Here is a 20,230-nt window from a genome sequence, read left to right as displayed (position 1 = left end):
GGAATTGCGATGGCCTCCTCTGAAACACCAACCGTGTCTGAACCCGCTTCGCGTCGGCAGCCACCCGCTGCAAAGCGCTCCGCCGCAGCGGGCGGCCGCTGGGTGGTGCCGGCGAAGATCGCTGTATTCGTCGCGGCGTGGTATCCGCTCGCGCGAATCGTGTTCTTCGGCTTGACCGACCGGCTCGGGGCCAACCCGATCGAGTTCATCACCCGGTCAACCGGTCTGTGGACGCTGGTGTTCCTGTGCATCACGCTCGCCGTGACGCCGCTGCGCCGCTTGACGGGAGTGGCTGCAGTGCTGCGTTTCCGGCGCATGCTGGGTCTGTACACGTTCTTCTACGCCACGCTGCATTTCACGACCTATGTGTGGTTCGACAAATGGTTCGATGTGGCGGCGATCCTGAAGGATATCGGCAAGCGGCCCTTCATCATGGTCGGCTTCGCGGCGTTTCTTCTGCTCCTCGCGCTGGCTGTGACCTCGCCGCGCGCGATGGTGAGAAAGCTTGGCCGCCGCTGGCAGACGTTGCACCGCGCGATCTATGCGATCGGGGTACTCGCGATCCTGCATTTCTGGTGGATGAAATCCGGCAAGCACGATTTGCTGCTGCCGAAGATTTACGGCGCGGTAATGGTTGCGTTACTGGGCTGGCGGCTGCTTGTGTGGTTGCGCTCGCGTGGGGCGACGTCGGCTGGGAAGAGGTGACGATGTTTCGCTGACGGCGCTCGTAGTCTCAGCCAGCGTTCAATAAAAAAGGCGATGCCGCAGTGGCATCGCCTTCTTGCTTTCAGCTTGTGGAGCGTCTGCCTTCGCGTCTAATCCGGCAGGACGGTTTCGCCGGAAAACAGCTGCTTGACCTCTTCGCGCGCGCGGACCACATACGCTTTCTCGCCGTCGACCATGACTTCGGCCGCCCGCGGACGCGTGTTGTAGTTCGAGCTCATCACGAAACCGTATGCACCGGCCGAACGCAAGGCGAGCAGATCGCCCGGCTCGATTGCGAGCAGGCGCTCGCGGCCCAGCCAGTCGCCGCTTTCGCAAACTGGGCCGACCACGTCATACACATGCGCCGGGGAGTCGCGCTTCACCACCGGTTCGATGCCGTGGTACGCCTCGTACATTGCCGGGCGCGCGAGATCGTTCATCGCGGCGTCGACGATGGCAAAGTTCTTTTCCGCACCGGGCTTCAGAAACTCGACACGCGTGAGCAGCACACCGGCATTGCCGACCAGCGAGCGCCCCGGCTCGAAATACACTTCACGATGCCCATGACCGCGTGCTTCGATGTGATCGAGTACCGTACGCACGAACTCGCCGATATCCGGCGGCGTTTCGTCGTCGTAGGTGATGCCAAGACCGCCGCCCACGTCGATGTGACGGATCGATAAACCGTCCGCTTCGATCTGTCCGACCAGCTCCAGCAACTTGTCCACTGCGTCCAGATACGGCGCGATCTCAGTAATCTGCGAGCCGATATGGCAGTCGATCCCCACCACCTCGAGGTGCGTCATCGCTGCAGCCGCGCGATAGGTGGCGCGCGCCTCGTCGAACGCCACACCGAACTTGTTCGACTTCAGTCCGGTGGAAATATACGGATGCGTTTTTGCGTCGACGTCGGGATTCACGCGCAGCGAGACGGGCGCTGTCTTTCCCACTGAAGCGGCAACTGCATTCAGGCGGTCGAGCTCCGGAATCGACTCGACGTTGAAGCATTTGACACCCGCCTTCAGCGCTTCGCGCATTTCGTCAGCGCTCTTGCCGACGCCCGAAAACACCACGTTTTCCGCTTTGCCACCGGCGGCAAGCACGCGTGCGAGTTCGCCGCCCGAGACGATATCGAAGCTCGCGCCAAGTCTTGCAAACACGTTCAACACGGCGAGATTGCTATTTGCCTTGACGGCGACGTGCACGGTGGCGCGGCGGCCCGCACATGCGCCGGCGTAGGCCTGCCATGCGTCGGTCAACGCCGCGCGCGAATAGACGTACAGCGGCGTGCCGAACTGCTCGGCAAGGGAAACGGCGGAAATGCCTTCGGTGTGCAATACACCGTCGACGTAGGCAAATGCGGATCGAGTCATGCGAAAGTCTTATTGAACGGGAGTGCTATCGGAGGCAGGCAGTTGCGGTGCCGACGCAGCCGAATCGGGTACGGTGCGCAGTTCGGTTTCCGGCGACAGCGTGAGCGGTGTGCCCGTTGTGTCGGGTACGGTACCGGAGGCTGCCTGCGAATCGGGTTTCACTGCGTCAGTGGACGGCACCTGGGTTTCGTCAACGGGTTTGGCGGGTAGCGGTGGCACGGTCGGCAAGTAAAGCGGTCCGCGTTGTCCGCAGCCGCCAAGAGCGCAACCTGCGACAATGACCAAAGCGGCTACAATCGCGCCGGCCGTCGTCGCGCCGCGCGCCGTTGTGCCTGGCTGACTTACGCCGGGCGCCGCAGCGCGGGGCTGCCTTACACCGGGCACCATTGAGCGCATCCGGGAAACGACTCGCATGACTGTCCCTGAAAAAATTATCGTTGGAGTTTAGCATGTCCGATAGCGAATACCTGACCCGTGCCGAGGCCGCGCTTGCAGCCATTGAACGCACACTCGACGATACCGAAGCCGATATCGAATTCGAGCGCAGCGGCAACGTTTTGACGCTCGAATTCGAGAATGGCACGAAGATCATCGTGAACCTGCAGCCGCCGATGCAAGAAATCTGGATCGCCGCGAAGTCGGGCGGTTTTCATTTCCGTTATGCCGACGGCGCATGGCGCGACACCCGCAACGGCACTGAATTTTTCGCCGCGCTGTCTGACTACGCGACACAACAGGCCGGCGAGCCGGTTCGGTTCGAAGCGTAAGCGAGGTGCTTTGGCGGGCGTCTTGCTTTAAGCGTCGACGCCGCGCGGAGTACTGAGCATCAAGCGTACGCCGGCGAACCCGGCTGCAACTCCGGGTTAGTGTCCGCGGAACAGGTTCATGATGTTCTGCTTTTCCTCATCACCCACCTGTTGCGGGGTCGCTGCCTCCGCCGCGCCGGACACCGCATCGCTCGAATTCGCGTCCAGATCGGCCTGGCTCACGCCGACGGTCGCCACGAAACCATTGCCTGGCGTGAAGTTGTCGAAATACGGCTCGTCGCCTAGCATGACGATGCCGCCAGGCATCGGCATCCTGTATTCCGGCACGCCCTTCAGTGCCTTGGCCATGTACTCGATCCAGACCGGTAACGCGAGGCCGCCGCCCGTCTCCTTGTCGCCGAGGCTGCGCGGATTGTCGTAGCCGATCCATGCGATCGCGGTAAGCGTGTGCTGATACCCGGCGAACCACGCATCGCGCGAGTCGTTGGTCGTCCCGGTTTTGCCGGCGAGATCGGTGCGTTTGAGGACATTGCTCTTTGCCCCGGTGCCGCGTTGAGCGACGCTTTGCAGCAGGCCGTTCATCACATAAGCATTGCGCACGTCGATTGCGTGCGGCGCGCTCTGCCCTGCGACGAGCGGCCTGGCTTGCGCAACGATGGAGCCACGCTGGTCAGTCACTTCCGCGATCAGATACGGGTTGATCCGATAGCCGCCATTGGCGAACACCGAAAAACCTCCGGCCATCTGCAGTGGCGTGACGAGCCCGGCACCGAGCGCCATAGGCAGATAGGCAGGATGACGGTCCGCATCGAAGCCGAAACGCGTGATGTACTGCTGCGCGTATTTGGGGCCGATCTGGTTGAGGATGCGGATCGACACGAGGTTCTTCGATTTCTGCAGCGCCGTGCGCATCGTCATTGGACCGTCGAAGCCGCCGCCGTAGTTCTTGGGCTCCCACGCCTGGCCGCCGGTTTCCGCTGCGGTAAAGAACAGCGGCGCGTCGTTGATGACCGTGGCCGGCCCCAGACCTTTTTCGAGCGACGCCGAATAGATAAACGGCTTGAAACTCGAGCCCGGTTGCCGCCACGCCTGGGTGACGTGGTTGAACTTGTTCTTGTTGAAGTCGAAGCCGCCCACCAGCGCGCGGATCGCGCCGTCCTGCGGCACCACGGACACGAAAGCCCCTTCCACCTGCGGCAACTGCGTGATCGACCAGCTACCGTCATCACCCTTGACGATCCGGATGATGGCGCCGGGACGGATACGCTGATTCGCTTGCGCGCGCGGCCCGAGTGCGAGCGACGCGAAGCGCAGGCCATCGCCCTGCAGCGTCGCGACATTGCCGTCGGCGAGCGTCGCCTCGACCTGCTTCGGACTTGCGGAGGTGACCACCGCCGCGACGAACTCGCCGTCGTCCAGATGTTCGAGCAGTGCGTCGTCGATGGCCTGTTGGCGCTCGTCCTCGTCAGTAGGCAGATCGATGAACGCTTCGGGACCGCGATAGCCATGACGTCGTTCGTAGTCCATCAGACCTTTGCGCAACGCATGGTAGGCGACATCCTGGTCGGCGGAGTCGATCGTGGTCACGACATTCAGCCCGCGGGTGTAGGCCTCTTCATGGTATTGGGCGTACATCATCTGACGCACCATCTCCGCCACATATTCCGCGTGCACGCTGAATTCCTTGACCGCGCTCTTGACGGCGAGCGGTTGCCTGCTCGCCTCGTCGTACTGCTCCTGCGTGATGTAGCGCAACTCCAGCATGCGCTGCAGGATGTACTCCTGACGAATTCTGGCGCGCTTCGGATTGACGACCGGGTTATAGGCCGAAGGGGCCTTGGGCAGACCCGCGAGCATCGCCGCTTCGGCGAGCGTGAGGTCCTTCATGTCCTTGCCGAAATACACCCTTGCTGCGCTGGCGAAGCCATACGCGTGCTGACCGAGATAGATCTGATTCATGTACACCTCGAGAATCTGATCTTTCGTCAGCTTCGACTCGATCTTGTACGCGAGCAACATCTCGTAGATCTTGCGCGTGTAGGTTTTTTCGCTTGAGAGAAAGAAGTTGCGGGCCACCTGCATGGTGATCGTGCTGGCGCCTTGCGTAGCGTGGCCGTTGGTGAGCGCGACGTAGCCGGCCCGCGCAATCCCCGTCAGGTCGACGCCGCCGTGATCGTAGAAGCGTGCGTCTTCAATGGCGAGCACCGCCTTCTTGAGATTGTCGGGGACATCCTGAATGTGCACGATATCGCGCCGCTCTTCACCAAATTCACCGATCAGCACATGGTCTGCCGTGTAGATGCGCAGCGGAACCTTCGGACGATAGTCGGTAAGCGCGTCGATTGAAGGCAGGTTCGGCGTAGCAACCACCAGCGCATAACCGGTCACGAGTCCAGCGCATGCGATGCCGGCGAATATCAGACCTACCAGCCCCAGGACGAGCTTCAGCCACAGCGGACGTTTGCGCTTCTGTCGAGCAGGTGGCGAGGGCGGCGGGGATGTAGGTGAAGACGATTGCATATGAATACCAAAAAACAGTCCCGCGATTATAGCCGCCTGGCTCGTCAGCTTTCGACATGCTTACATTGGACATGCCGCGCAGGGGATGACCTTACTGTAGACGCTTTGAGGTCGCCCAGGGAGCCGTGAACCTCACGTTAGCCATTCGGCTGAATATCGCGCATCGCCGCCGCTGCGCACAATTGCCTCCGGTACTCGCGTTCGAATGTTTCGACGCGTGTGCCACGTATCTGGCATGTGTCTAAAGGGAGGCGGGATGACATTTAAAAGTTCGTTTCAGGTGAAGGTGCAGCGTTTTGCTGCTGGGATCGATGTGAGTCCGCAGGCGGTGAGGCTGGTGGTGTTGAGTCAGCGTTTGCCTGTGGACGGTCCGCTGCGTGTCGAATATCTAGCGGCCGTGCCGCTTCCTGCCGGTGCGATGGCTGGTGTCGAGATCGTGGACCGGGGCGCCGTGACGCGTGCACTGCGCGATGTGTTCGCGGAGTTGCCGCGTGCCTGTGCGTCGCGCACGCTGCGCTGTGCGATGGCATTGCCGGCCTCGGCAACGCTGATGTCGAGTTTGCCGCTCGCGCGACTGAGCCATGCTGGCGACGTCGAAGCAGCGGACGGACCTTCGCTCGCGGTGCTGGAGTTAGTCGTCTGGAGCGAAGCGGAGCGTATTGCGGGAATCGAGCGTCATGCGCTCGCGGTCGACTGGTTCATTGAACGCTCGCCGCATGGCGCCAGTGCGGTGACGATTGCGACCGCCGCCCGCCAGCATCTGGAGACGCGCATCGAGTGTGCCGCAGCGGCGGGTGTCACGCTGACGGCGATCGACGGCGAACCGCACGCGGCTTTGCGCGCACTGGTGCACGCAGCCGCTATGGAACTGGAGCAACACGAACCTTACGCGGCGATCTGGATCGGCGCAGAGGGTGTGTACGGGTGGCGCATTGTCGACGACGCGGTCGTCGGCGAGATGCATTATCCGTCGCCCGAGCACTCCGATCTGGCCGACGCGTTGCGCGATCTTGCGGGCGGCGTTGCCCTCGGCTACGTGTTCCTGGGCGGCGACGTGGAACTACTCGATGGCGTGGGTTTTTCCGAAGCAGATCTCGCCGACGTACTGGGCTGCACGGTGGTGCCGTTCGAATGCATTGCGTTGGGCGACTGCACGGGCCCGTTGCCTGCGAAGTTATTGCACGAGTCGAACTATGCGGTGGCATTCGGCCTCGCATTGCGCGGAGTGATGGAATGATGTGGATGAACTCGCGCATAGGGCCAGCCGGACATCCGGTGTGGATCGGCGGCTTCAATCTGCTGCCTTACCGGCAACGCGAGGCGCGCTGCGCGCGGCGACGCTGTCTGCTCGAATGGTTGGGCGCGGCGCTCGTCGGCTGTGCGGCCGTGCTGGCGGCGGGTGGCTGGCAGACGTTCGAACGCGCACGGCTGGAAGCACAACGTGCTTCCAGCGAGAACGAGCTGATCGGCCTTGCGGTGCCGCTTGCCGAGCACGCACGGCTCCAGCGCGACGCCGACGAGCGGAGCAAACGGGCTGCGCGTGCGGTCGCGCTATCCGGACCATTAGTACGTCTACTTGATCTGCTCGATACGTTAAGCCATTTGTCCGCAGATGACGTCGTGCTGCAGCAGCTTCGACAACGTATGCACGAGACGGAGTTGCTTGCGATATCGAAGGACCCTTTGGCGTCCACTGTCTGGCTCGAAGAGTTGGGCAGCGTGCGTGGCGTGAAGAGTTCCGAGGTCACCGACCTGCATCCTTTGCCGCGCACCGGACACGATGCTGCGGCAGGTAACAGCAGCGCGGTCGAGTTTGCCGCGCGGTTGCGATGGGATGAGCCCGCTAAAAGCGCGGGGCATCCGGCAGCACCCGCGAACGGGGGATCGCATGAGGTCGATCAGAAGCGAGGTGCGCGATGAGTACGTTGTTTGCAGATCGCACCGGCGTTTTGAATCAGACTACGCAAGCCACGAACTGGATGAATCAGATCCGTTTGCCGCTTGAAGCGTGGAGCGCGCGTCGACGCCATGTGGTGGGAGCTCTCATCGCGGCGACGGTGTTTGGTGCCGGCGCAAATGCGTGGATGGCGGCCGATCTGGCTGGTGTTCAGGCAAGCCGTACGGCCCTGTCCGAAGCACAACAGCGTGTCGCCCAGGCAAAACGGTCGGTTGCCCAGTTGCCTGAGCAACACCGAAGCGCCGCGCTTGCCTCGCTCGGAAAATCGCCGGAGCCGTCCACGCCTGCGGACGACGTGCGCCTGATCTCGCTGCTCGCAGCCCGCTGTGGCGTCACGTTGCTTACGTTGGCGCCGGCCGCAGGAAACGGCGCGGGCCTCGACGCGGTGCGACCCATGCAACTCACCGCCCAGACGGATTTCCTGCATTTGATGATGTTCCTGCGCGGTCTGTCGGATCTGCCGGTGCTGGTGGTGCCCGAGGATCTCACCGTGAAACGCAGTGCTGGGGCATTGCTCGTCAGCGCCACGCTGCATGTGTTCAATGCGTTGAGCCCCGCGTCCGCTAGTCCCGCGATTCTGGTCGATGACGACCTGGAGGCGGACGACGAGGACGTGGTCTTCGACGATCCGTTCTCGTCCCCGCCGCAACTGGATGGGGACCTGGCGCAAGCGGGCCTGCTGCGCCTTGCCGGTCTGCTGCGCGACCGGACGCGCGGTCTCGCGCTGCTCGAAACAACGGACGGCGCTGCGACCGTCGGGCAGGGTCAGTTCGTCGGTGGCGACCGGGTCACAGGCATGGACGCGCTCAGCATCACGCTGACGAATCGCCTCGGCACGCGCACGCTGGCACTGGCGGAGGCTTCATGAGGACGGGGATGAAGAGAGTCAGGCTGGCGCTCGGCAGCGCCTTCCTGTGTGTCGGTGCGGCGCACGCATCGTTGCCACCGTTGCCGCCAATGATGCCGTCGGACGACACGGTTGAACCGTACGACACACCGCCGTTGCCGCGCAATCTGGCGGTTGACGTGCCGAATCCGTTCCTGCGCCAGGATGCGGCGGACGAGGAGCCAATGGCTGACCGACCGGTTGGCGTACTTGATCGGGAAAGCGCTGCCGGGGACGAGGTCGACGGTCCACCGCGCGACGGTGCACCGCTCGACGACGCGCAACTCGAGGGCAAACCACTCCCAGCCTCACGCAGTGCGGCGCCGCGCGCGGAAACATCGGCTCACGCGCTCGAAGGTCCACCCGTGCCGCTTGCCCCGACGCAGCGCCTCGGCGACTCGTCGACCGCGGCGGCGTACGACGGTTTGTCGCCCGATAAGCCGATCTCGCTGAACTTCCAGCGTGCCGAACTGGGCGCGGTACTGAATGCATTCGCGCAGTTCACCGGCCTGAACATCGTCGCCAGCGACCGGGTTCGAGGCACGGTGTCGTTGCGGCTCGACAAGGTGCCGTGGCGCACTGCGTTCGACACCTTGCTCGATGTCAATGGTCTGGCAATGGAGCGTCACGGCAACGTGATCTGGGTCGCGCCACTTGCCGATCTCGCGGCGCGCGAGCGGCAACGCTTCGAGGCGCACGCGCGGCTGGCCGATCTGGAGCCGCTCGCCAGCCGTACGTTCGAACTGCATTACGCCCATGCCGAAGACGTGCGGCGCCTGTTGACCGGCTCGGGCACCCAGAGGGTGTTGTCAAAGCGTGGCGCGGCGATGGCGGATGCGCGCACCAACCTGCTGTTCGTGACCGATCTGGAGGCACGTCTCGCGCAGATTGCCGAACTGCTGGCGTCGATCGACCGGCCGTCACGTCAGGTGCTGATCGAAGCGCGGATTGTCGAAGGGGATCAGGGCTTTTCGCGCAACCTGGGCGTCAAACTTTCACTTGCGGCGGCAGCGGCTGCTGACGGTGGCGCGGCGCGTGGGCTCAGCGGGGGCACGGACGGCGGCGGTACGGTCTACGATCTGTCGGCAGGTCCGCTGTCCGGTTTTGACGCCGCCACCGTGGGCCTCACGTTATTTGCTGCACAGGCCACGCGGCTCCTCAAGGTCCAGTTGAGCGCGCTGGAAGCCGAAGGACAGGGGGAAACGGTGTCCAGCCCGCGGGTCGTGACCGCCGACCGCATGAAGGCGATCGTCGAGCAGGGCACCGAACTGCCTTATCAGGCCAAGGTTGGCCAAGGTGTCTCCGGCGTGCAGTTTCGCCGCGCGAGCCTGAAACTGGAGGTCGAGCCGCAGATCACGCCGGACGGGCGGGTCGTGCTGGACCTCGATATCGCCAAGGACGGCGTCGGCGAGCAGACCGCCGCGGGGCCTGCCATCAACACCAAACACGTGCGCACGCGAGTCGAGGTGGAAGACGGCGGCACGGTGTCGATTGGCGGCATCTATGCCACGGATGACCGGGATGATGTGACGCGCGTGCCACTCCTGGGCAAAATACCCCTTTTGGGCGCTTTATTTCGTCATCGGGCACACCGTGACCAGCGCAGCGAGCTGGTCGTTTTCATCACGCCGCGCGTTGTGCAGACGAATTGAGTGCCTGCCGCAACCGCGGCCCGCAGGCTCGACAAGGCAGTCGCTTTGCCAGTAAGCTGCGGCACGAACCATACCGGATTAGCCAGAGGACACCGTTGCAAGCGCGGGACGCACACGCCAATGTATTTTTTGTAGGGCTCATGGGGGCAGGCAAGACCACCGTGGGCCGCGCTGTGGCGCGCCGGCTGGATCGTCCGTTCTTCGATTCCGACCACGAGATCGTGGCGCGCACGGGCGCGCGCATTCCCGTCATCTTCGAACTCGAAGGCGAAGCGGGTTTTCGCGACCGCGAAGCGCAGGTCATCAGCGACTTCACCAGTCAGCGGGATATCGTGCTGGCCACCGGCGGCGGAGCCATCTTGCGGCCGGAAAACCGTCAGGCGCTGCAAAATAACGGCCTTGTCGTCTATTTGCGCGCCAATCCGCACGATCTTTGGCTGCGCACGCGGCGCGACAAGAATCGGCCGCTGCTGCAGACCGAAGACCCGAAAGCGCGTCTGGAAGAACTGTTCGCGGTGCGCGACCCGCTTTATCGCGAGTGCGCACATTTTGTCATCGAAACCGGCCGGCCGTCGGTCAACGGCCTCGTTAACATGGTCCTGATGCAGCTCGAGATGGCCGGCATCGCCAAACCTCCTGCGTCATAATGCAAGCATGATTACCGTCAATGTCGAATTGGGCGACCGCGCCTATCCCATTCATATCGGCGCCGACCTGATCGGCCAGACGGCGCTGTTTGCGCCGCATATCGCCGGTTCGTCCGTCACCATCGTCACCAACACCACCGTCGATCCGCTTTACGGCGACGCGCTGCGGCAGGCACTGGCACCGCTCGGCAAGCAGGTGTCCACGGTCGTGCTTCCGGACGGCGAGGTCTACAAGAACTGGGAAACGCTCAATCTGATCTTCGACGCGCTGCTCGGCGCGCGGGCCGACCGCAAGACCACGCTGATTGCGCTGGGCGGCGGGGTGATCGGCGACATGACGGGTTTTGCCGCCGCCTGCTATATGCGCGGCGTGCCCTTCATCCAGGTGCCGACCACCTTGCTGTCGCAGGTCGATTCCTCGGTGGGCGGCAAGACCGGGATCAACCATCCGCTCGGCAAGAACATGATCGGCGCGTTCTATCAGCCGCAAGCGGTGATCGCCGACATCGGTGCGTTGCGTACGCTGCCGGCGCGCGAACTGGCTGCAGGCATCGCCGAAGTCATCAAGACGGGCGCCATCGCGGACGCGGCGTTCTTCGACTGGATCGAAGCGAATATCGGCGCCTTGAACCGCTGTGAGCCGCAGGCGCTGGCTGAAGCGGTCAAGCGCTCGTGCGAGATCAAGGCATCGGTGGTGGCGAAAGACGAGCGCGAAGGCGGTCTGCGTGCGATCCTGAATTTTGGCCACACGTTCGGCCATGCAATCGAAGCCGGACTCGGCTACGGCGAATGGCTACATGGCGAGGCCGTAGGCTGTGGAATGGTCATGGCAGCGGATCTGTCGGTGCGCCTTGGGCATCTCGACGAAGCCGCGCGCAAGCGCCTGGTCGACGTGATCACCGCCGCGCATCTGCCCATCCGCGCGCCGGCACTCGGTGAATCGCGCTATGTCGACCTGATGCGGGTCGACAAGAAAGCCGAGGCAGGCGAGATCAAGTTCATCCTGCTGAAGCGTTTCGGTGAGACGCTGATCGGCCCCGCGCCCGATTCCGCCGTGCGTGCCACGCTAGCGGCCGCCGTCTGAACGTGGCGATGCGGCCCGGGTATCGTCCACGATTCGGAGAAGCCGGTGAGTGACACGCATCGCGAAACCTTGACGGAATCAACCGGCGCCGCGCCTGTAGGCGCAGCCCCGGCACACGCCGTTGTTATGCCGCCCCTCGCTGCGCTGGAAGCGCATCTGGCGCCGTACGCGGCGCATGCGTCGCAATCGCGCGGCCGCCGCTACACCGAAGCGCCGCCTAGCGCGCGGACCGAGTTTCAGCGCGACCGCGATCGTATCGTGCACTCAACCGCGTTCCGCCGCCTCGAATACAAGACGCAGGTGTTCGTGAACCACGAGGGCGATCTGTTTCGCACCCGTCTCACGCATAGTCTGGAAGTGGCGCAGATCGCGCGTTCGGTGGCTCGCAACCTGCGCGTAAATGAAGATCTGGTGGAAGCCATTTCCCTCGCTCACGATCTCGGCCACACGCCGTTCGGCCACGCCGGCCAGGACGCGCTCAACGAGTGCATGCGCGAGCATGGCGGCTTCGAGCACAATCTGCAGAGCCTCGCCGTGGTCGACGATCTCGAAGAGCACTACGGAGCCTTTAACGGCCTCAATCTGTGCTTTGAAACGCGCGAGGGCATCCTCAAGCACTGCTCACGAGAAAATGCGCGGCGTCTCGGCGCTTTAGGCGAGCGCTTCCTCGAAGGCCGGCAGCCTTCCATCGAGGCGCAGATTGCGAATGTTGCGGATGAGATCGCGTACAACAACCACGATGTCGACGATGGCTTGCGTTCAGGGCTGATCACCGTCGGGCAACTGGCCGAGGTCGAGTTGTGGCAGACGCACTATGAGGCGGCGCTGCGGGACTATCCGCAGATCGAGGGACGCAGGCTGATCCACGAAACCGTGCGGCGGATCATCAATACGCTGATCGTCGATCTGATAGAAACCACTACCGGCAACCTGAACCGGCATGCTCCGGCTTCGCTTGACGCCGTGCGTGCCGCTCCGCCGCTCGTCGCGCATAGTGAAACCGTGGCCGCGCAGGCGACTGTACTCAAGCGCTTTCTGTTCAAGAACCTGTATCGGCACTATCGCGTCATGCGCATGGCAAACAAGGCGCGCCGCGTAGTGATCGGTCTGTTCGACGCGTTCACCGACGATCCGCGCCTGCTGCCGCCGTCCTATCAATCGCCGGATTCGGCGATCCAGCCTCGCCTGGTCGCCCACTACATCGCGGGCATGACCGACCGGTACGCGCTCAAGGAATATCAGCGGCTGTTCGTCATCGCGGATAACTAGGGCGCTCGAGCGTCGCACTCGCCGGCCCCTCTATCAGGAGAGGCGCGGCGGGCGATCAACCGTGCGTTGAGCGAGTCCCTTAGCGCGACCGCGCAACCAGCGCGCCGGCAATCAGGGCAATGCCGCCCACGATCGCAATGGTTTGCCACGGGTTCTCGTGGACGTAGTCGTCGGCGTCCGAAATTGCAGTTTCGGCGCGTTGGCGCACGGCATCGCGGGTTTCGTTCAGGCGCTCGCGCGCAACGTCCAGACGCTTGCGCAACTGGGCGCGCAGCGCCACCGCATCGGCTTGAGTGCCGTCAGCCAGCGTATCTTCGAGTTCCGACATCAGTGAGCGCAGTTCAGTAGCGATGTCTTCAGCCGCATGGCGGCTGTGGCGCGCGATCCGGCGCGCGCGGCGGCTCGTCGTCGTCCAGGATTCGCCAAGGGCGTCTCGCGTATTCGGTAGTGCAGTCATGGTCGCTCCGTCGTTGGTTGGTCAAAGAGGTCCCGCATAAACCGCGCGGGAAACTCCATGCCACGCAACTTCGGTGCCATACACCGGACGCTGTCGCACCCACCTGATCCGCGCTTTGCGACTGCACAATTTGCAGCGCAGACGTACCCACGCTGGTCAAACTTACAAAACAACGTGTACCGACGTCATGCGAAGGGGCCGTTGTGCGCCATACAAATGAAAATGCCGCCATGAATGCACGGCGGCATTGTTCAAGCCCCGAAAACTCGTCTAACCTTAGGCTTGGTGTCAGAAGCGATAACCTATGCTGATGTAACTGACGATCGGGTTCAGCTTGATTTTTGTCTGCGACTGGACATTGAGCGTGCCGACCGGCGTGGCGGCTGCAGTGTTCAGCTTCGCAGTGGTGCTGAGCGGCAGATATGAGAGCGAGAAACCGGCAAACCAGTGCTGGTCGATTGCGAAGGTGAAGCCCCCATTAAACACCGGCTCCCACGAACTATCCGTGGATACGGTGGTCGGACCATGCAACACCTGCTGTTCGAAGACGCTGTTGGTGATTTCCGCGTCGGTGAACGAAACGTGGGTGACGCCCACGCCAAGATACGGACGGAAGCGCGCTTGTGCGTCTCTGAAGTAGTACTTGAACAGCAGAGTCGGGCTCCACTGTTTGGCATCACCGAGCTTGCCGTATGACGAGAAGGCGCCCGAGCCATCCAGATTGAATTTCGGCGGGACGCCAATCACGAATTCGGTCGCGATGTGGTCGGTGACGAAGTAGCCAGCGGTAAAGCCGAGGGTGTCGGCGCTATCGAGGCTGGCTCCTGTATTAGGTAGTGTGACATTGACGGGTGAGCCGCCAACGCTTGTCTCCTTCAACGGTTGGCTAGAGGACTGAGGTGCAAGATGCAACCAGCCTGTCGTGACGTAAAAGGTTCCGGCCGATTGAGCGTGGGCTGCCGTCATGCAGGCAAGCGCCGCGATCCCCGTCATGGCCTGTTTTAATTTCATATGTGTGCTCCTCCAGAAAAGGCCCGCTCATTATGACCAGAACGTTTGAAACAAACCATACGCGGCGGTTAGAGCTTTCTCCCTAAGCCCCGCGTGGTTTTCGGCTTAGCCGCGCCGCACCGAATCGTACGGGCGTTCGGCTACTTTGGACCTTCGGGTATATACCAACGCGACTATTGGATACTCCAGCATGGCACGGCTCGCACGTCTCTATGTCCCCGACCAGCCGCAACACGTCATCCTGCGCGGGCTTGATCAGCAGCCCGCATTTGTCGACGAACAGGATTACGAGCTCTTCATCGATTGTCTGAAGGCGGCTTCCCGCGACCATCATCTGTCTATCCACGCGTACGCGTTGATGCCAGGTGCGGTGCAACTGCTCGTCACTCCTACAGAGGAGTCGAGCTTGCCCAAGGCAATGCAAGCGGTTGGTCGCCGCTACGTCGCCCACTTCAACCGGCGCTATTCGCGGCGCGGCACCTTGTGGGAGGGACGCTACCGGGCAACCGTCATCGAAGGCGAGCGTTACTTCCTGCTGGCAAGCCGGGTGGTGGAAATGTGTCCGGTGCGAGGGCAACTCGTTAGTGCACCAGAAGATTACCGGTGGTCGAGCTACCGGCACCATATTGGGCTGACACTCGACAGCCTGATTACGGATCACCCGTTGTACTGGTCGCTCGGCAATACGCCGTTCGAGCGCCAGCGCGCCTACCGCGAACTTTGCGAGCAGCCGCTGGATGAGCGCGAAGCCAGCCAGTTGCAACAGGCCACGCTAAAAGGCTGGGTCCTGGGAAGCGACACGTATCGCGAATGGGCGGCGCGAGCAGCCAACCGCCGGGTGTCGCCGCTGCCGCGCGGGCGACCGCGCAAGGTTCGGGAAACGCCGCAGACCCAATAAGCGTTTCGTTTCAAGGGGCAACACCCGAGACGGCATCTTCGGATGCCGTTTTATTTGCACCGAATTGATGTGGAACCAATAAAAATGCTGTGCGATGCACCAATCTGATAATAGGTGCCACATCATCGCATTTTATTTGCTATTCCCTTGATTCGTCGCGTATATTCCGAATTCCGGCTGTTTCGATGCGCGCCGCGTCGAAGCTGCCTGCGCAGTTGCAGCGCGACTGTGGGCAATAAAAAAACGGTTCAACGGCCTTCCCCGGCCCTCTTTCAGACGGTGTCCCCATGAACGATCACCAGCAACCGGTCTCTTCGGTTCCCGCCGCGCAAGGTCTCTATGACCCGCAAAACGAGCACGACGCCTGTGGTGTCGGCTTCGTCGCGCACATCAAAGGCAAGAAAAGCCACGAGATCATCGAGCAGGGTCTGAAGATTCTCGAGAACCTCGATCACCGGGGCGCCGTCGGCGCAGATCCGCTGATGGGCGACGGCGCCGGTATCCTCATCCAGATCCCGGACGGCTTCTATCGCGAGGAAATGGCCAAGCAGGGCGTGACGTTGCCGCCGAACGGCGAATACGGCGTCGGCATGATCTTCCTGCCGAAGGAACACGCCTCGCGTCTCGCCTGCGAACAGGAGCTCGAGCGCACGGTAAAGGCCGAGGGCCAGGTGGTGCTGGGCTGGCGTGATGTGCCGGTCGACCATTCCATGCCGATTTCGCCCACCGTCAAGGCGAGCGAGCCGCTGATCCGTCAGATCTTTATCGGCCGCGGCAAGGACATCATGGTGACCGACGCGCTCGAACGGAAGCTGTACGTCATCCGCAAGACCGCGAGCCACCGCATCCAGGCGCTCAAGCTCAAGCACGGCAAGGAGTACTTCGTGCCGTCCATGTCGGCGCGCACGGTGGTCTACAAGGGCCTGCTGCTGGCCGGCCAGGTGGGCGTGTACTACCGCGACCTGCAGGACGACCGCACCGTGTCGGCGCTGGCGCTGGTGCACCAACGCTTCTCCACGAACACATTCCCGGCATGGGAACTGGCTCACCCGTACCGGATGATTGCCCACAACGGCGAAATCAACACGGTGAAGGGCAACGTCAACTGGCTGAATGCGCGTACGGGCGCAATCGCCTCGCACGTGCTTGGTGACGACCTGCCGAAGCTGTGGCCGCTGATCTACCCGGGCCAATCGGACACCGCCTCGTTCGACAACTGCCTCGAACTGCTGGTGATGGCCGGCTATCCGCTCGTCCACGCGATGATGATGATGATCCCGGAAGCCTGGGAACAGCACACGCTGATGGACGACAATCGCCGCGCGTTCTACGAATACCACGCCGCCATGATGGAGCCGTGGGACGGCCCCGCCGCGATCGCGTTCACCGACGGCCGTCAGATCGGCGCCACGCTCGACCGTAACGGCCTGCGTCCGGCGCGCTACATCGTGACGGACGACGACCTCGTCATCATGGCGTCGGAAGCGGGCACGCTGCCGATTCCCGAATCGAAGATCGTCAAGAAGTGGCGTCTGCAGCCGGGCAAGATGTTCCTGATCGACATGGAACACGGCCGCATCATCGACGACAAGGAACTCAAGGACAACCTCGCCAACGCGAAGCCGTACAAGAGCTGGATCGACGCGGTGCGCATCAAGCTCGACGAAATCGAGCCGAGCGCGGAAGACGTCGTGACGGAGCGTCGCGAGCCCGCAGCCTTGCTGGATCGTCAGCAGGCCTTCGGCTACACCCAGGAAGACCTCAAGTTCCTGATGGCGCCGATGGCGCAAGCCGGCGAAGAGGCCGTCGGTTCGATGGGCAACGACTCGCCGCTGGCGGTCATGTCCAACAAGAACAAGACGCTCTATCACTACTTCAAGCAGCTGTTCGCGCAAGTCACGAACCCGCCGATCGACCCGATCCGTGAAAACATGGTGATGTCGCTGGTGTCGTTCGTCGGTCCGAAGCCGAACCTGTTGGATACGAACAACATCAACCCGCCGATGCGTCTCGAAGTGTCGCAGCCGGTGCTCGACTTCCGTGACATCGCCAAGATCCGCGCGATCGATCAATACACGGGCGGCAAGTTCAGTTCGTATGAGCTGAACATCTGCTATCCGGTGTCCTGGGGCAAGGAAGGCATCGAAGCGCGCCTGGCGTCGCTGTGCGCGGAAGCCGTCGATGCGGTGAAGTCCGGCTACAACATGCTGATCGTGTCGGACCGCAAGACCGATCGCGACAACGTCGCGATCCCGGCGTTGCTCGCCACCGCCGCGATCCACACGCATCTCGTGCAGCACGGTCTGCGCACGAGCGCGGGGCTGGTTGTCGAAACCGGCTCGGCGCGTGAGACGCATCACTTCGCGTTACTCGCGGGCTACGGCGCGGAAGCCGTGCACCCGTACCTCGCGATGGAAACGCTCGCGCAGATGGCGGCCGGCCTGAAGGGCGACCTGTCGGCGGACAAGGCGGTCTACAACTTCACCAAGGCAGTCGGCAAGGGCCTGCAGAAGGTCATGTCGAAGATGGGCATTTCGACGTACATGTCGTACACCGGTGCGCAGATCTTCGAAGCGGTCGGCCTTGCCGAAGACCTGGTGTCGAAGTACTTCAAGGGCACCTCGTCAAAGGTGGGCGGCATTGGCCTGTTTGACGTAGCGGAAGAAGCCATTCGTCTGCATCGCGAAGCATTCGGCGACAACCCCGTGCTGGCCACGATGCTCGACGCAGGCGGCGAGTACGCCTACCGCGTGCGCGGCGAAGAACATATGTGGACGCCGGATGCGATCGCCAAGCTGCAGCACTCGGCGCGCAGCAACTCGTATCAGACGTACAAGGAATACGCGCACCTGATCAACGATCAGACCCGCCGTCACATGACGTTCCGCGGACTGTTCGAGTTCAAGTTCGATCCGAGCAAGGCGATTCCGCTCGACGAAGTCGAACCGGCTAAGGAAATCGTCAAGCGCTTCGCAACGGGTGCGATGTCGTTGGGCTCGATCTCGACCGAAGCCCACGCTACGTTGGCGGTGGCGATGAACCGCATCGGCGGCAAGTCGAACACCGGTGAGGGCGGCGAGGATGCGAACCGCTATCGCAACGAACTGCGCGGCATTCCGATCAAGAACGGCGACACGATGAAGTCGGTGATCGGCGAAGAAGTCATCGTCGACATTCCGTTGAAGGACGGCGATTCGCTGCGCTCGAAGATCAAACAGGTGGCGTCGGGCCGTTTCGGCGTGACGGCGGAGTATCTGTCGTCGGCCGACCAGATCCAGATCAAGATGGCGCAGGGCGCGAAGCCGGGCGAAGGCGGCCAGCTGCCGGGTCACAAGGTGTCCGACTACATCGGCAAGCTGCGTTACTCGGTGCCGGGCGTTGGCCTGATCTCCCCGCCGCCGCACCATGACATTTACTCGATCGAAGATCTGGCGCAGCTGATCCACGATCTGAAGAACGCGAACTCGGCAGCCAGCATCTCGGTGAAGCTTGTGTCCGAATCGGGCGTCGGTACGGTTGCTGCAGGTGTGGCAAAGGCGAAGGCTGATCACGTCGTGATCGCGGGTCATGATGGCGGCACGGGCGCCTCGCCCCTGTCGTCGCTCAAGCATGCCGGCACGCCGTGGGAGCTCGGTCTCGCTGAAACGCAGCAGACCCTGGTGCTGAACCAGTTGCGTGGCCGTATCCGTGTGCAGGCCGACGGTCAGATGAAGACCGGCCGCGACGTCGTGATCGGCGCGCTGCTCGGCGCGGATGAATTCGGCTTTGCGACGGCGCCGCTCGTGGTCCAGGGCTGCATCATGATGCGCAAGTGCCACCTGAACACCTGCCCGGTTGGCGTTGCGACGCAGGATCCGGTGCTGCGCGCGAAGTTCAAGGGCCAGCCGGAACACGTCGTCAACTTCTTCTTCTTCGTTGCGGAAGAAGCGCGCGAAATCATGGCGCAACTGGGCATCCGCAAGTTCGACGACCTGATCGGCCATGCCGAACTGCTCGACACGAAGAAGGGCATCGAGCACTGGAAGGCGAAGGGTCTGGACTTCTCGCGTGTGTTTTACCAGCCGTCAGTCCCGGCGGAAGTTGCGCGCAAGCACGTCGATGTGCAGGACCACGGTCTCGACAAGGCGCTCGATCACACGCTGATCGAGAAGGCGAAGGCAGCGATCGAGAAGGGCGAGCATGTCTCGTTCATCCAGCCGGTGCGCAACGTGAATCGCACGGTCGGCGCGATGTTGTCCGGCATGGTTGCCAGGAAGTATGGCCATGACGGTTTGCCCGACGACTCGATTCACATTCAGCTCAAGGGCACGGCTGGCCAGAGCTTCGGCGCGTTCCTCGCCAGGGGCATCACGCTGGATCTGGTCGGCGACGGTAACGACTACGTCGGCAAGGGCCTGTCGGGCGGACGCATCATCATTCGTCCGACTAACGATTTCCGCGGCAAGTCGGAAGAAAACATCATCTGCGGCAACACGGTGATGTACGGCGCGATCGAAGGCGAATCGTTCTTCCGCGGTGTGGCAGGCGAGCGTTTCTGCGTGCGTAACTCGGGTGCGACGGCGGTTGTCGAAGGCACGGGCGACCATGGTTGCGAATACATGACCGGTGGCACGGTGGTCGTGCTCGGCGAAACAGGCCGTAACTTCGCGGCCGGCATGTCGGGCGGCCTCGCTTATGTGTATGACCCGGACAGCACGTTTGCCGGCAAGTGCAACAAGTCGATGGTCGCGCTCGATCCGGTGCTGCAACAGGCCGAACAGGAACGCACGGTCGACAAGGGCCTGTGGCACGCGAACGAAACCGACGAAGTGCTGCTCAAGGGGCTTATCGAGCGTCACTTCCAGTTCACCGGCTCGCCGCGTGCGAAGGCATTGCTCGAAAACTGGGACGCGTCACGCCGTCAGTTCGTGAAGGTGTTCCCGACGGAATACAAGCGCGCACTGGGCGAGATGGCTGCGAAGAAAGCGAACAAGGAAGTCCTCGCCGCGTAATTTGCAGCCCAAG

At 62.6% G+C, this 20,230-nt stretch carries 16 protein-coding genes and 1 pseudogene; 11 read left to right on the top strand and 6 right to left on the bottom strand.

Features of this window, described 5'->3' with window-relative positions; genetic code table 11:
* Positions 1–9 precede the first annotated feature (9 nt).
* Positions 10–705 (top strand): protein-methionine-sulfoxide reductase heme-binding subunit MsrQ, encoded by a 696-nt coding sequence (msrQ, locus tag P3T17_RS34805; RefSeq protein ID WP_429411473.1) that lies wholly within the window; start codon positions 10–12, stop codon positions 703–705.
* Positions 706–815: 110 nt separating this feature from the next.
* On the opposite strand, the gene lysA is transcribed toward msrQ, so the two are convergent.
* From lysA to P3T17_RS34790, 3 genes and pseudogenes are all read right to left on the bottom strand, one after another.
* Positions 816–2,078 (bottom strand): diaminopimelate decarboxylase, encoded by a 1,263-nt coding sequence (gene lysA / locus P3T17_RS34800; protein ID WP_429411471.1) that lies wholly within the window; start codon positions 2,076–2,078, stop codon positions 816–818.
* Between the two features lie 9 nt (positions 2,079–2,087).
* Positions 2,088–2,306, bottom strand: a complete 219-nt coding sequence (locus P3T17_RS34795) for a hypothetical protein (RefSeq protein WP_429289390.1) — start codon at positions 2,304–2,306, stop codon at positions 2,088–2,090.
* Positions 2,307–2,465, bottom strand: a pseudogene (locus P3T17_RS34790) (lipoprotein); the annotation flags it as partial.
* 62 nt (positions 2,466–2,527) lie between these two features.
* Between P3T17_RS34790 and cyaY the strand changes: the two are divergent.
* Entirely contained in the window at positions 2,528–2,845 is a 318-nt protein-coding gene (cyaY, locus tag P3T17_RS34785; protein WP_074262682.1) for an iron donor protein CyaY, read from the top strand.
* A gap of 96 nt (positions 2,846–2,941) precedes the next feature.
* Here the strand turns inward: cyaY and P3T17_RS34780 are convergent, their stop codons facing one another.
* The gene (locus tag P3T17_RS34780; protein ID WP_429411469.1) at positions 2,942–5,365 is read right to left on the bottom strand and encodes a penicillin-binding protein 1A; all 2,424 of its coding nucleotides are present in this window, start codon (positions 5,363–5,365) and stop codon (positions 2,942–2,944) included.
* 256 nt (positions 5,366–5,621) lie between these two features.
* Here P3T17_RS34780 and pilM point away from each other — a divergent pair, with 256 nt between their 5' ends.
* From pilM to P3T17_RS34745, 7 genes are all read left to right on the top strand, one after another.
* Positions 5,622–6,602, top strand: a complete 981-nt coding sequence (pilM, locus tag P3T17_RS34775) for a type IV pilus biogenesis protein PilM (protein WP_429411467.1) — start codon at positions 5,622–5,624, stop codon at positions 6,600–6,602.
* 5 nt (positions 6,603–6,607) lie between these two features.
* The gene (locus tag P3T17_RS34770) at positions 6,608–7,285 is read left to right on the top strand and encodes a fimbrial assembly protein (RefSeq protein WP_429411465.1); all 678 of its coding nucleotides are present in this window, start codon (positions 6,608–6,610) and stop codon (positions 7,283–7,285) included.
* Entirely contained in the window at positions 7,282–8,190 is a 909-nt protein-coding gene (locus P3T17_RS34765; RefSeq protein ID WP_429411463.1) for a hypothetical protein, read from the top strand. The genes P3T17_RS34770 and P3T17_RS34765 overlap by 4 nt, the downstream gene beginning before the upstream one ends.
* A gap of 8 nt (positions 8,191–8,198) precedes the next feature.
* A complete protein-coding gene (locus P3T17_RS34760) occupies positions 8,199–9,860 on the top strand; it encodes a type IV pilus secretin PilQ (protein WP_429411461.1) in 1,662 nt (553 codons plus the stop codon).
* Between the two features lie 95 nt (positions 9,861–9,955).
* The gene (locus P3T17_RS34755; RefSeq protein ID WP_074262676.1) at positions 9,956–10,507 is read left to right on the top strand and encodes a shikimate kinase; all 552 of its coding nucleotides are present in this window, start codon (positions 9,956–9,958) and stop codon (positions 10,505–10,507) included.
* A 7-nt stretch (positions 10,508–10,514) separates the two neighbouring features.
* Complete coding sequence (gene aroB, locus P3T17_RS34750; RefSeq protein ID WP_429411459.1) at positions 10,515–11,591, top strand: 3-dehydroquinate synthase; 1,077 nt, start codon at positions 10,515–10,517, stop codon at positions 11,589–11,591.
* A gap of 126 nt (positions 11,592–11,717) precedes the next feature.
* On the top strand, positions 11,718–12,860 hold the full coding sequence (locus P3T17_RS34745; RefSeq protein ID WP_429411491.1) for a deoxyguanosinetriphosphate triphosphohydrolase: 1,143 nt from the start codon (positions 11,718–11,720) through the stop codon (positions 12,858–12,860).
* A gap of 79 nt (positions 12,861–12,939) precedes the next feature.
* Here P3T17_RS34745 and P3T17_RS34740 read toward each other — a convergent pair whose 3' ends face one another.
* Positions 12,940–13,317, bottom strand: coding sequence for a DUF883 family protein (locus P3T17_RS34740; RefSeq protein WP_074262673.1), 378 nt, complete (start codon positions 13,315–13,317; stop codon positions 12,940–12,942).
* A 288-nt stretch (positions 13,318–13,605) separates the two neighbouring features.
* Entirely contained in the window at positions 13,606–14,328 is a 723-nt protein-coding gene (locus P3T17_RS34735) for an OmpW/AlkL family protein (protein ID WP_074262672.1), read from the bottom strand.
* Between the two features lie 190 nt (positions 14,329–14,518).
* On the opposite strand from P3T17_RS34735, the gene P3T17_RS34730 reads away from it, so the two are divergent.
* Positions 14,519–15,226 carry a transposase gene (locus P3T17_RS34730; RefSeq protein WP_074262671.1) on the top strand — a complete coding sequence of 236 codons (708 nt, stop codon included), beginning with the start codon at positions 14,519–14,521 and terminating at the stop codon, positions 15,224–15,226.
* A gap of 287 nt (positions 15,227–15,513) precedes the next feature.
* Positions 15,514–20,217 (top strand): glutamate synthase-related protein, encoded by a 4,704-nt coding sequence (locus P3T17_RS34725; protein ID WP_429411457.1) that lies wholly within the window; start codon positions 15,514–15,516, stop codon positions 20,215–20,217.
* Positions 20,218–20,230: the final 13 nt, after the last annotated feature.

Origin of the sequence: Paraburkholderia sp. GAS82 (assembly GCF_050436285.1) — a bacterium.
Classification (GTDB): Bacteria; Pseudomonadota; Gammaproteobacteria; order Burkholderiales; family Burkholderiaceae; genus Paraburkholderia; species Paraburkholderia phenazinium_B.
Note: the sequence above shows the minus strand (reverse complement) of the source record. Positions and strands in the feature narration are given on the sequence as shown.